This window comes from Bacteroidota bacterium, assembly GCA_016194975.1.
In the GTDB taxonomy this organism is placed as follows: domain Bacteria; phylum Bacteroidota; class Bacteroidia; order Palsa-965; family Palsa-965.
The window spans coordinates 1-13,874 of the sequence record JACQAM010000028.1; the positions used below are offsets into that span (position 1 = coordinate 1).

Annotated in this window: 9 protein-coding genes and 1 rRNA gene; 6 read left to right on the forward strand and 4 right to left on the reverse strand. The window is 44.5% G+C overall.

Annotated features, from left to right (window positions below; genetic code table 11):
- Nucleotides 1-1,005: ribosomal RNA gene (locus tag HY064_17245) — 16S ribosomal RNA — on the reverse strand; the annotation flags it as partial.
- A gap of 463 nt (nucleotides 1,006-1,468) precedes the next feature.
- A complete protein-coding gene (locus tag HY064_17250) occupies nucleotides 1,469-2,176 on the reverse strand; it encodes an SDR family oxidoreductase (GenBank protein MBI3512409.1) in 708 nt (235 codons plus the stop codon).
- Between the two features lie 59 nt (nucleotides 2,177-2,235).
- On the opposite strand from HY064_17250, the gene HY064_17255 reads away from it, so the two are divergent.
- From HY064_17255 to gldM, 4 genes are all read left to right on the forward strand, one after another.
- A complete protein-coding gene (locus tag HY064_17255) occupies nucleotides 2,236-2,778 on the forward strand; it encodes a hypothetical protein (protein MBI3512410.1) in 543 nt (180 codons plus the stop codon).
- A gap of 83 nt (nucleotides 2,779-2,861) precedes the next feature.
- Nucleotides 2,862-5,978 carry an N-acetylmuramoyl-L-alanine amidase gene (locus HY064_17260; GenBank protein MBI3512411.1) on the forward strand — a complete coding sequence of 1,039 codons (3,117 nt, stop codon included), beginning with the start codon at nucleotides 2,862-2,864 and terminating at the stop codon, nucleotides 5,976-5,978.
- 7 nt (nucleotides 5,979-5,985) lie between these two features.
- Complete coding sequence (locus tag HY064_17265; GenBank protein ID MBI3512412.1) at nucleotides 5,986-7,212, forward strand: T9SS type A sorting domain-containing protein; 1,227 nt, start codon at nucleotides 5,986-5,988, stop codon at nucleotides 7,210-7,212.
- A 406-nt stretch (nucleotides 7,213-7,618) separates the two neighbouring features.
- The gene (gene gldM / locus HY064_17270; protein MBI3512413.1) at nucleotides 7,619-9,223 is read left to right on the forward strand and encodes a gliding motility protein GldM; all 1,605 of its coding nucleotides are present in this window, start codon (nucleotides 7,619-7,621) and stop codon (nucleotides 9,221-9,223) included.
- A 215-nt stretch (nucleotides 9,224-9,438) separates the two neighbouring features.
- On the opposite strand, the gene HY064_17275 is transcribed toward gldM, so the two are convergent.
- Both HY064_17275 and HY064_17280 read right to left on the reverse strand, forming a co-directional pair.
- Complete coding sequence (locus HY064_17275; protein ID MBI3512414.1) at nucleotides 9,439-10,053, reverse strand: NifU family protein; 615 nt, start codon at nucleotides 10,051-10,053, stop codon at nucleotides 9,439-9,441.
- A gap of 162 nt (nucleotides 10,054-10,215) precedes the next feature.
- Entirely contained in the window at nucleotides 10,216-11,310 is a 1,095-nt protein-coding gene (locus HY064_17280) for an acyl-CoA desaturase (protein ID MBI3512415.1), read from the reverse strand.
- Between the two features lie 418 nt (nucleotides 11,311-11,728).
- Here HY064_17280 and nadB point away from each other — a divergent pair, with 418 nt between their 5' ends.
- Both nadB and HY064_17290 read left to right on the forward strand, forming a co-directional pair.
- Nucleotides 11,729-13,348, forward strand: coding sequence for an L-aspartate oxidase (gene nadB, locus HY064_17285; protein ID MBI3512416.1), 1,620 nt, complete (start codon nucleotides 11,729-11,731; stop codon nucleotides 13,346-13,348).
- 207 nt (nucleotides 13,349-13,555) lie between these two features.
- The gene (locus tag HY064_17290) at nucleotides 13,556-13,870 is read left to right on the forward strand and encodes a heavy-metal-associated domain-containing protein (GenBank protein ID MBI3512417.1); all 315 of its coding nucleotides are present in this window, start codon (nucleotides 13,556-13,558) and stop codon (nucleotides 13,868-13,870) included.
- Nucleotides 13,871-13,874: the final 4 nt, after the last annotated feature.

Sequence of the window (13,874 nt, forward strand, 5' to 3'; positions counted from 1 at the left end):
CAGCATCAGTCGCTAACTTTCAAGCCCTGGTAAGGTTCCTCGCGTATCATCGAATTAAACCACATGCTCCACCGCTTGTGCGGGCCCCCGTCAATTCCTTTGAGTTTCAACCTTGCGGTCGTACTCCCCAGGTGGATCACTTAACGCTTTCGCTTAGCCGCTGACAGTGTATCGCCAACAGCGAGTGATCAACGTTTACGGTGCGGACTACCAGGGTATCTAATCCTGTTTGATCCCCGCACTTTCGTGCCTCAGCGTCAATAATGGCTTTGTGAGCTGCCTTCGCAATCGGTGTTCTATGACATATCTAAGCATTTCACCGCTACATGTCATATTCCGCCCACATCAACCATATTCAAGATCAACAGTATCAATGGCAGTTTCCGGGTTAAGCCCGGAGATTTCACCACTGACTTATCAATCCGCCTACGCACCCTTTAAACCCAATGAATCCGGATAACGCTTGGGTCCTTCGTCTTACCGCGGCTGCTGGCACGAAGTTAGCCGACCCTTATTCTTACGGTACATTCAGCCCCCTACACGTAGGAGGGTTTATTCCCGTACAAAAGCAGTTTACAACCCATAGGGCATTCATCCTGCACGCGGCATGGCTGGATCAGTCTTGCGACCATTGTCCAATATTCCTTACTGCTGCCTCCCGTAGGAGTCTGGTCCGTGTCTCAGTACCAGTGTGGGGGTGTAACCTCTCAGTACCCCTACCGATCGTTGCCTTGGTGAGCCATTACCTCACCAACTAGCTAATCGGACGCGTGCTCATCTCCAACCGTCGGAACTTTAATTATAAAAAGATGCCTTTCTATAATTCTATGGGGTATTAATCCGGATTTCTCCGAGCTATGCCCCAGTTGAAGGTAGATTGCAAACGTGTTACGCACCCGTGCGCCGGTCGCCGGCAAGTATTGCTACTCCCGCTGCCCCTCGACTTGCATGTATTAGGCCTGCCGCTAGCGTTCATCCTGAGCCAGGATCAAACTCTCCGTTGTAAGTTTTGATCTGGTGTCCCGACGGGGTGTCGGGACGATTTTATAATTATCTGATACTCGATCCAGACGCTCGGTCTGGAAAGGATGGTCTTGCTTATCTGGCCTTTCCCAATATTTTCAAAGAACTTCTGATCTATTATTCAAGCCGCATTTATTCCTTCACGGTTAGCGGCAAAATCAGTTTCAAAAAAGAACATCCGTTAAACGAAATTTGTAAAACGGGTTGCAAAATTACAACCTGTTTTCATATCTCCAAAGAATGTGGAAAAAAAGTGATCATTTCCAAATTCACCTGAAAAGCCAAATGAAATTCCAGAAAAATCCTGGCTTCTCATTTATTCAGAAAAGAACAAACCTCTATCAACGGGGGTGCAAATGTAACAGCGGAATTGACACTTTTAACACCCTACCATAAATAATGAATGAATAATGGATAAATATTTGATAATCAGACTGAATAATTTTCAGGGGGTACCACTAGAAACTTCAATTATTTTACCATTAATGAGATTGCCGCCTTCGACGATAAAGTTGACTATCCATTTAGCCATTTCTGAAGAACTTGATGCAGCTTTTATCTGTGGAAAAGCTTCGGTGAACATTTCTGTTTGAACTGAGCCTAAGGCAAGATAATTAACATGAATATTCCGACCCGCGAATTCCTCCGCCATAATTTCTGTAAGTCCCGCAAGCGCCGATTTACTCGAACTGTATGCAGCAAGCCCGGCAAACTTTTTACTGCCGCGAACGCCACCCATACTTCCAATGTTAACGATCTGACTTAATTGATTTCCTCCCATCATTGGCAAAAGAAGTTGTGTAAGCCTGAATACCGCAAAAACATTCGATTCATAAATACTTCTCAATTCATCCAATCCTGTTTTTTCAAATGGTTTTTTTATAAATGTCGCTGCATTATTGACAAGCACATCTATCCGATCATGCAGTCTGGAAATTCTGAAAATCATCTCCTGCAATTCCTTCTCATTCGTAATATCGGTCCCGGAAATAAAAAGTTTTTCCGACACCCCGATCTTCCGCGTTTCCTCTTCCAGCTTTTCCAATCCGGGCGCCGATCTCGACAGCGCTATTACATGATGACCTCTTCTGCAGCATTCAACTGCAGTTTCAAATCCTATTCCGCGGCTCGCCCCGGTAATTACAATATTCATACTGGCAAATTAACACAAAACAAAAATAAATAGCATCGAAAGCTATTAACTTTATTGCGATGAAATATCGTGCCTTTTTTATCATTATCTCATTTTGCGTTTTCAGCACACATGTCGCTGCACAGGATTCTCTCAATAAAATGAATTCCGTTTCTTCAATGCGCGAAAAAATTGTGTGGGGCGGGAATATCGGACTGAGTTTCGGCAATGTAACCACCATTGGTGCATCCCCAATCGTTGGTTACAAAGTCACCGAACGTTTCGTTCCGGGAATCGGCTTTTCTTATTACTACACCAAATTCCATTTCACAGGTTATACTCCGGTTTCAACTTATTATTACGGTGGCAGCATCTGGGCGCGCTATTATTTGCTGGAAAGAATTTTTGTTCACGGTGAAGCCGAAACGCTCAATGGAGAGTGGGATCCTTATCTCCATCCCGGTTATCGCGATTACAGGAACAGCTACCTTCTCGGGGGAGGTTATCGCGAATTCAATGGAAGATTATCAACTTATGTGCTTGTACTCTACGTTCTGAATTTCGCCGAGTCGGCTTATAATTCTCCATTGGTGATACGGGCAGGATTTGCTGTGGGAATGTAATTGTGGAAAAAACAGGATGAGAAATCCCAGAAGTGAATACTGATTTAGTCTAACTTCGCTTTCCAAAAAAATCACTCAAACCCATGAGAAAATTTTTTACCTGCATCATTATTTTTCTTCCCGGAATTTTATTTTCGCGAGAAGAACAACTTCCTAAAAATAATTACACCACGTATTTTGAAGAAGCTTACGCAACCTATCCTGATATTCCGCGCGGCATACTCGAAGCGGTTGCATTCACCAATACAAAATTCAACCAGCTCACCGGAAATGAGATCGGCTGCATGGGAATGCCAGTGAAATTTTCGGTGATGGGACTGATGGAAAACGGACAGAACTGGTTCAGGAATAATCTGGCAGTAGTTGATTCTTTTTCAGTTTACACTTCGCAGGAAATAAAAACTGATCCGCGGAAAAGTATTCTTGCTTATGCTGAAGCATTTCATCATTTCTATTCCATGTGTACGAATATGCACTATGATCATTGTGGTGGTAATCGACAAATTTATTCCACAGAGGAAAGTGTAAAATTATCGATCATGCTTCTGAATGAATTACCGATTGCAGAAAGCAATGATAGTATTGATTCGAAACAAAAAGACTTCGTTCAGGACACCTGGCTCTACGATATTTTCACTTTTCTCAACGATGCTAATTATTCTTCCACTTACAATTTTCCGAAATGGAATGTAGATCTGAATAATTTATTCGGCACGGATAATTTTAAAATTCTTTCTTCCAAACATGTTTCTATTTCACGCGATGTGATCTCCGACGAAAACGGAAATAATTTTCGGCAGGATAATTCTTCCAATGAAATTCAATCCGCCGATTATCCTCCGGCTATCTGGAATCCTGCTGCTTCATGCAACTATACTGTAGGCAGAACACAAGCGATTTCCGCTGTAACCATTCACGACATCGAAGGAAGTTATGCCGGAGCAATTTCCTGGTTTCAGAATTGTGCCGCACAGGTTTCTGCTCACTACGTGGTGCGTTCATCCGACGGACAAATAACGCAAATGGTACTCGAAGCAAATAAAGCATGGCACGTTGGAACAGAAAATCCTTACACGATCGGAATTGAACACGAAGGTTACGCGTCGCAAACGGGCTGGTACACGAACGCCATGTACACGGAGTCGGCTGCGCTCGTGCGCGACATCTGCGCAAGCAACAGCATTGATCCGCTTCGCTGCGGATGGTGGCCGTGGCTCGCAACAACTTATTATAACCAGAGCGGAATTCCCGGAGCGTGCACGAAGATCAAAGGCCATCAGCATTTTCCCAATCAAACACATAATGATCCGGGACCAAATTGGGATTGGGAATATTATTATGAATTGATCAACAACAATCCGCCCGCTGCTGGAATGCTCACTACTGCAAGCGGAAATTTTTACGATCTCGGCGGACCTTCTGCAAATTATTTTGACAATGAAAGAAGTATATGGACGATTGCTCCTGCAAGCGCATCTTCGATCACAATAAATTTTAATTCATTCGATGTAGAGAACACGTGGGATTATCTTTTCATTTACGATGGCGCTGATATCAATGCGCCACTCATCGGTTATTACACTGGAACGAACGGGCCGGGAACAATTACTTCGAGCGGCGGTTCGCTCACTTTTGAATTCCGTTCTGATTGCGCAACAAATAATCCGGGATGGGATGCAACGTGGACGAGTACACAAATTGCTTCTGCCGATGCGATCGCGCCGACAACTTCTGTTTCTGTCAATGGAATATGGCAGACACAGGATTTCTCAACCAATTTTTCTGAATCAGATAATTCCGGAGGAAGTGGTCTCGCAAAAAGTTTTTTCCAGGTAATCGATTATGATGGCGCAGATTGGCGTGCAAATAATTCGCAGGGGTTTTTCTCCGATAATTTCGATCTCGCTGCAATAAATTCAGAATGGAGCAGCGTTACCGGAACTTGGACATTGACAAACGGCGCCCTGAATCAAACCGATCAGAGTCTGACGAACACGAATATTTATGCGCCGCTCACACAAAATCTTTCCAATCAATATTTATACAACTGGGCAGGAAAAATAGACGGCACAGGAAATAATCGCCGTGCAGGATTACATTTTTTCGTGGACCAGCCAACATTGACCAATCGCGGAAATAATTATTTTGTGTGGTTCCGCGTCGATCAATCGGTTTGCGAATGGTATAAAGTGACGAATGATGTTTTCTCGCTCGAACATTCTGTGCCGATGACGGTGAATGCAAATCAATGGTACGACTGGAAAGTAATTTACGATCGCACGACAGGAGAGATCGGCGTTTACCAGGATAATATTTTTGTCGGAAGCTGGACGGATCCTTCACCGATCTCCAATGGAAATTACATTTCTTTCCGCAGTGGAAATTGCGACTGGCAGGTGGATAATTTCAAAATTTATCGTTCGCGTTATTCCAACACGCCACAGAATATTTCAGTTGGAAATTGCGCGTCGTGCATGCTGCGTTATGAAAATCCCGATCCTGCAACTCCGGCGGGAAGAGTGAAATCCATTGTGCGCGATTCTGCAAATAATCTTTCTTCCGTCGCGTACCAGGATGTGAATGTGGACTGGACTACTCCGCTGGCGATCCCGCAGGTGAACGATGGAAATGCTGCCGACATTGACCTTTCAACTTCAGCAACAAATCTTGATGCGAACTGGTCGGCTACAACAGATCCGAATTCCGGAGTATCTACTTATTATTTTGCGCTGGGATCAACATCGGGAGATTCTGATGTGGTAATGTGGACGAACACCGTTGGAAATGATTCTGCTTTTCTTTCGAATCTTTCTCTTGCTAACGGACAATGGTATTATTTTTCTGTGCGTGCTGAAAACGGCGCAGGACTCGTGACACAGAATTTTACGAGCGATGGCGTGCTCATCAATCTGACACTCGGAATTTCTTCGCTCGGCACAAATGGATTTTCTGTTTCTGCTGGACCGAATCCTTTCAGCAATTCTACCGTGCTCAGTTATTCACTGGCAGAAAATTCAAAAGTGAAAATTGAATTGCATGATGCGGCAGGCCGCGTGATCCGGATCTCGGATGAAGAAGAAACAGCAGGGCAACATCGGTTTGATGTGGATGCCGCTTCACTCGGACTTTCAACGGGAATTTACCTCGTTACTTTTGATGTGGGTGGAAAACAATATTCGCTGCCCGTGATCAAACAATGATTTCTTTATGAAAAAACTTTTTCTCTGTGCGTTACTTTTCATTGGCGCAAATCTTTCCGCACAATGGGATACACTGCAAACGAATTGCGCCACCAACTTCCGGGATATTTTTTTCGTGTCGCGCGATACCGGTTTCGCGGTGGGCGCGGATGCGGCCGGGCACGCTGACATACGCATGACCACGGACGCGGGTAGTGTTTGGACACAACCTGTGTTTCCTGCAAATTTTCCGGGACTGAACGCGGTTCGCTTTTTTTCTTCAACGGAAGGATGGGCCGTGGGCAACAGTGGCGTGATGATGAAGACGACCAATAATGGAATGAACTGGGATACGGTGAGCGCTGTAACTGCAGAAGATCTTTATTCCATTAATATTCCAACGAGCGCAACTATTTACATCGCCGGGGTGAATGGAACGCTGATGCGGAGTTCAGATGATGGTGCAACATGGGCGGCGATCACCAATTCGGGAACGTCTCTTGACATCAATGATCTTCATTTCATAAATTCATCAGCAGGATTCATTTGTGGTAATGGAGGATTCATTTCTGCGACGGGCGATGCGTGTGCAAACTGGACTTTTTTCACGCAACCTTACGGAGGATTTTTCAATGCGAACGGATACGATTATGCCGGAACGACGAACAATGCTTTTTGCGTGGGAGACTATGGCCTATCGATTTTTTCTACTGATGCAGGAATAACGTGGAATACGCAAACACTTCCTACTGCTTACAATCTGAACAAAGTCCGTTTCGGAAATGACCTCGGCGGATTGATCGTGGGAGATCACGGAACAATTTTCATTTCCATTGATGGCGGAACCAGCTGGTACGACGATACCGTTTCTTTCATTCATGAAAATCTTTATTCGGCTGCTTATGATCACGATACTTCTGCATACGTGTGCGGGGACGCGGGAACGATCCTGAAAAGTTTGCGTGATATTTCATCGGTGCATGAAAATATTTCTACAGGAATTTCTGCATCTGTTTTTCCGAATCCGTTCAATGATCAATTCAATATTTCCTTTGCGCTGAAAAATTCTTCGGCAGTGAAAATTGAAATCGCTGACGTTACAGGAAGAATTATTTCTGAAAATAATTATGGGACGATCGGCGCGGGGGAACATATTTTTTCCTGCGATGAAATTGCAGATGCTGTTCCCGGAATTTATTTTGTGAAAGTGATGACGGAAAATTCTGCGATGACGATTCCCGTTGTGAAAGAGTGATTCTCGCTCACCCTTTTTACCGAATATTTTATTTATCAGTTGACCTGTAGAAATATTGCCACAGATTCTCACTGATTTTCACAGATTGATCAGCCGGCCGTGCAGAGAAGTGCCGGAAAAAATTTGATGTGACGAACAGTGCCTTGTAGCCCCGATGGCGCGCCTGCTCCTGCTGCGCGACCAGCGGGAACAGAGCGATGAAGAAGTGATGAAGTGCCGCTCCTGAAAAATTCCGTGTTCGAAAATTTGAAAATGAACTTCCCCGGTCAAAATTACCACGCCCTCTATGAACTGCCCTCGTTAAAATTTGAATCTTGAATTTCTGAATCTCCTGTATCTTTTTTAAAAGCGCGGCATTAGGAGTGTAAAATCGCCCGGAAAACAACGGGCTAAAAAACAAAATACCATGGCCGCAGCAGCAACACTTTCCCCGAGACAGAAGATGATAGGAATGATGTACCTCGTACTCACCGCACTTCTTGCACTGAATGTAGCGAAAGAAATTCTCGACGCATTCGTAACCGTGAACAACGGTCTTGAACACACCAACCGCAGTTTTGATAAAGACATCAATTCTCTTTACGCAAAATTCGACGAAAAGAAAAGTGTGGATCCAACGCGTGTAACGCCGAACTGGAATAAAGCGCAGGACGCAAAAAAAATGTCGAAAGATCTCGACGACTATCTCGTGAATCTGAAACGGAGATTGCTTCGCGAAAGTGAAGGATTCAAAAATCACGAGGAAGACACACTCAATCTTGCCAACCTCGACGGAAAAGAAAAATATGATGCGACTACAAATATTCTTTGCGGAGATGCTGAAGACGGCAACAACGGCGCGGCGCATGATCTGCGTTTAAAACTCGCAAAATATAAAAGTGACATGATCGGGTTGCTTACCGCCGAAGACCAGAAAAGCATGCACCTGAATCTTGAAACTCCGGATCCCACTGATGGCGGAGAATTCCATACGTGGGAAATGAAAAGTTTTTATCACACTCCCATCGCTGCCGACATTACGATTCTTTCCAAAATTCAGAATGATGTGAAAGGTGCGCAGGCCGATGTGGTGGATGCATTGCTCCGCGAAACAGATTCCGATATCATTCCCTTCGACACCGTTGCAGCACGCGTTATTGCACAAACAAATTATGTGATACAGGGTGAACCTTACAACGCGCAAATATTTCTCGCTGCATTCAACAAAACTCTTTCGCCACAGATTCTCGTTGGAACGTACGATCCGGCAACCGGAAAAATGACGGGCGCTTACGATTCGCTTCATGTGCAGAACGGAATGGGAATTTATAATGTGAATACGGCAGACGAAGGAATTTTCAAATACAGCGGCGTGATCAATATGAAAACTCCGAAGGGCGCGATCCGTCAATATCCGTTCGAACAGGAATATATTGTTGCACGTCCTGCACTCACCGTGAGTGCCGATAAAATGAACGTGATGTATGCAGGACTCGATAACCCTATCACGGTTTCTGTTCCCGGTTTTGCCAATGAGAAAACGCACGTGACGGTGAATAACGGAACATTAGTGCCGCTCGGAAACGGAAAATTCACCGTGAAAAATCTGAAAGCAGGAAAATGTGTGGTGGCTGTGAGTGTTGACGACCAGGATGGAAAACCACGGAGCATGGGCACTATGGAATTCCGGGTAAAGAATTTACCAACGCCTATCGTTTATCCGAGTGGTGTTACAACACAACGCATTTCCGCAACAAAAATGGGAAATACACTCGGGCTCGTTTGTAAATACGGTGACGATTTCAATTTCGCGGCACAAGCGAACGTAGTTTCTTTCGATCTGAATATCTCTGATAAGTCGGGCGATAAATATGATAAAGAAGGAATCGCAGGAAAAGTTCTTCCTGAAGTGGCAAAATCAGCAATACGGAATTCAAAACGCGGAACACGCGTATCGTTCACGAATGTTTTTGCGATAGGCGCCGACGGAGTGAAACTGCATTGCCCCGATATGGTTTACATCATTCAGTAACTTCTCTGAGTAGCGAGCGGAATTAAATCACTTGCCTCAAGAGGTTGCGGCAAGTGGGCTCAGAGAAAACAAATCGCGGTGGAGAAATCTGCCGCGGTTTTTTTAGGAGTACGAAATACGAAAATTCTACTAAGAGGCTGTCTAAAATTGAGTGTTGCGATCCTTTGGCATGGATTCGTATTTCGTAACTTATAGTAGAATTTTCGTATTTCGTACTACACCGCCACCACTTCCATCACGCCGGGCACCATTCTTTTCAGCAGTGCTTCTATTCCTGCTTTCAGTGTGATCGTCGATGAAGGACAGCCATGGCACGATCCGCGCAGTTGCACGCGCACGATTCCGTTCTCAAATGATTCGAAGGTGATGAGCCCGCCATCCTGCTCCACTGCGGGGCGAATATATTGTTCCAGCACTTCCACAATTTTCATTTCCATTTCATTCTGCGGAACGGCGTGCTCCGTAAAAACAGAAGTGGTATTTTCAAATGTGGAATCGGTGGCAATATTTTTTTTCGGCAATTCATCGATCACAGAATTTCCTTTCTGCAGATAATCGCGGAGAAATTCGCGCATCTCGCCAAGGATATCTTCCCATCCTATAGAATCTGATTTGGTAATGGAAACATAATTCGCCGAGATGAAAACATTTTTCACGAACGGGAATTTAAAAAGTTTTGCCGGCAGCGGAGCTTGAGCAGTTTCTCCCGCATTCCTGTAATTCGCAGTTGCGCCGTCTGCAATCAGAATCCTGTTTGCCACAAATTTCATCGACGCCGGGTTGGGCGTGCTCTCGCCGTAAATGATCACCGGAATTTCTTTGGTTTCCATAGTGTAAAGGTACGAAGCTGGAACGGAATTCGGAAGATGCGGATCTGCGGAAAGTTTGCAAAAAGCAGTTTCTGTGGAAAGGAATTTCCGATCTTCTTCCGGTGATTCCAATTCTGCAAGTCCGCATTTTCCGAATTCCGTTCCCCATTCAACAATCTAAAATCAACAATCAAGAATCGCTTTCTCTCTTCCCAACACCTTCAGCGTTCTTACGTGCGAAGCCAGCGCCGTGAAAAAAGTGCGTTTCTGATTGTAGGGCAAACCGAATTCTTTTGCAGTGCGTTCCACTATCGGTGATATCTTTTTGTAATGTACGTGGCTGATGTTCGGAAATAAATGATGTTCGATCTGGAAATTAAGTCCGCCTATGAACCAACTCATCAATCGGCTCTTGCGTGCAAAATTTGCAGTTGTGTGCATTTCGTGAACAGCCCATTCATTTTCAATATTGCCTTCGGTGTTCAATGTCGGCTGCTCGGCACCTTCCACCACATGCGCCATCTGGAAAATTATGCTCATGATTATTCCTGCCGTGAGATGTACAATAACGAATACGAGAAGCAGTTGCCACCAGGCAAATGGTGCAATAAGCATTGGCAGTCCGATCACAACAAAAAGATAAATTGCTTTACTCAGTATAAGAATGAAAAATTCACGCGCCGGTTTTTTCTTCTGATCTTTCAGAATTCCTTTTTTATTGTATTCTCTCAGTTGGAAAAAATCACCGCTGAATTTAGTCAGCGTCATCAGGCAATAAAAAAAGAAAGCATAAATGTGCTGGAAGCGGTGAATTTTTTTCAGCGGCTCTTCGTGGCTCATGCGTATCACCACGCGCGAGCGTATGTCTTCATCAAAACCGTTTATGTTCGTGAATGTGTGGTGCAGAATATTGTGCTGCATTTTCCAGTTAAAAACATTTCCGCCTATCATGTACATCGTGCTGCCGAATAAATTATTCATCCAGTTCATTTTTGAAAATGATCCGTGCATCGCATCGTGCATCACGCCCATTCCCGTTCCCGCCATTCCCACGCCCATCACCACGGCAAGCAGCAGCAGCATCCACACACTCATCGGCAAAAAAAGTATCAGCACAAAAGGAGCAAGATAAAGACTCAGCATCGCCGCCGATTTGAAAAGCATCCTTCCACCGCCTTTCATTGAAATTTTTTTCTCTTTAAAATAAGCATTCACATTTTTTCTCACCGCCGTTGCAAACTGCAACTTGTCGTTATCTATAAACCGGATTGTTTTCATTTTTCTTTTTTGGGGCATTAGTTCAGCGAGGGTAAAAAAAATCATCCGCTCGCGGAAAAATAAACTGTTATAGGATCGGGGAAGAATAGAATTGCAGCCCACATGTCAAACCTGCGCCTGAACTTTTCCTTGCACATTAAAGGTAAACTTTTATTTTACTTTTCCATTCTCACTTTCTGTCCACTCCCGAATTTATTTAACACACTATAACGTTGAAAAATATTTTTTTGGGCGTGTCCCCGTCCTTCGACAAGCTCAGGATCGGGCCGGGCTATCCGGTCGGCGGAGCTCCCTCCTATCCCTCACGCAAAATTTTCAAATTCACTATTTGTATATTCACATTCATTGGTAATTCGCATTTTCGTAAAATCCGTAATCTGTATATCTGTAATCCTCCCCACTGTATCTTTGTTCCCTAATGTCACAACAGCAAACAGATTTTCTCATCATTGGCAGCGGAATCGCCGGACTTACTTATGCTTTAAAAGTTGCTGCGCATGGAAAAGTGATGATGATCACCAAGGCAAATGAAGATGAGTCGAACACGAAATATGCGCAGGGAGGAATTGCTGCGGTTCTTTACAAACCCGATTCTTATAACAAACACATTGAAGACACGCTGAAGTGCGGCGACGGATTGTGCAATGAAGAAATTGTGCGCATGGTCATTGGAGAATCTACCGAACGTGTGATGGAACTTGCAGAATGGGGCGCAAATTTCGACAAGACTCCCACCGGCGATTACGAGCTCGCACGCGAAGGAGGGCATTCCGAAAAAAGAATTCTTCATCACAAAGACATCACCGGTTATGAAATAGAACGCGCACTGCTCGAACAAGTGCATTCACATCCAAACATAAAAATTCTCGATCATCATTTCGCAGTAGAAATTATTACGCAACATCATCTCGGCATAGAAGTGAATTCGCGCACACCCGACATTACGTGCTTCGGCGCGTATGTGATGAATACAAAATCAAATCAGGTGGAAACTATTCTCGCGCGCGTCACGCTTATGGCCACAGGCGGCGCGGGGCACGTGTACGCGATCACCACCAATCCCACTATTGCAACAGGCGACGGAATTGCAATGGTGTATCGCGCAAAAGGAAAAGTAGAGAACATGGAATTCATGCAATTTCATCCCACGTCACTCTACAATCCGGGCGAACGCCCTTCGTTTCTCATCACCGAAGCCATGCGTGGCCACGGAGGAATTCTGCGCACACGTGACGCCCGCCTGCCTGCCCGCGCAAGTTTGGGCGGGAATGACAAAGTCGGGCAGGGAAAAGAATTCATGCAGAAGTATGATGCACGCAAATCATTAGCACCACGTGACATTGTTGCAAGGGCGATTGACAACGAAATGAAATCATCGGGCGACGATTTTGTTTATCTCGACTGCACACATCTCGATGCGGAAGATCTGAAAAAACATTTTCCGAATATTTATAAAAAATGTTCCGGCATCGGCATTGACATCACAAAACAAATGATCCCGGTTGTTCCTGCGGCGCATTATCTCTGCGGTGGAATTAAAGTAGATAAGAACGGGCAAAGCAGCATTCTGAATTTGTACGCCGTTGGGGAATGTTCCTGCACCGGCTTGCACGGCGCAAATCGTCTCGCATCAAATTCTTTGCTCGAGGCAGTGGTGTATGCGCACACAGCAAGTCAGGATGGAATTATTAAATTCAAAAATATTTCATTCGAAAAAAATATCCCTTCGTGGAATACAGAAGGAACAGAAGCTCCGGAAGAAATGGTACTCATCACGCAATCGCTGAAAGAAGTACAGAACATCATGAGCAGTTACGTGGGAATTGTGAGAAGTAATTTACGTTTGCAACGCGCACACGATCGATTGGAAATTCTGTGGCACGAGAATGAAGCGTTGTACAAAAAGATCACGCTCTCGCAAACCGTTTGCGAATTGCGCAACATCATCAACGTAGCGTACATCATCATTAAGCAAGCGAGAGAACGGAAAGAAAGCCGTGGGTTGCATTACTCATTGGATTATCCGCCGGTGAAGTAGTGGTCAGCGGCAGTATGCAGAAAAGAAATTTCCGCCCCTGACAACTGGCACTAACTTTTCGGCTCGGATTTTGCCGTTAAACCTAAGTATCATGCAAGATATTTTTATTCCGTTCACATTTGAAAGAAAATGAAAACAATAATTAACTTCATCCAATAAATCACCAACATGAAAAATATTCTGAAAGTTTCAATCTGCGCATTTCTTATGGCATTCATTACGCCGCTGAAAATGAATGCGCAGGCAGCCAATGTAACACAAACCGTGAAGATCAAAACTTCTGCCGAATGCGATATGTGCAAATCAAGAATTGAAAAAGAAGTGCGGGCAATGAAAGGTGTGAAGAGCGCCGATCTTGATCTCACCACAAAAATCCTCACCGTGGAATACAATCCGAAAAAAATTTCACCCGAAAATATCCGCACAGCTATTTCCAACATCGGTTACGATGCCGACGATGTGAAAGCAAATAACCGCTCTCAGAAAGAACTGCCGAAGTGCTGCCATCCGCCGAAAAATTGAATCC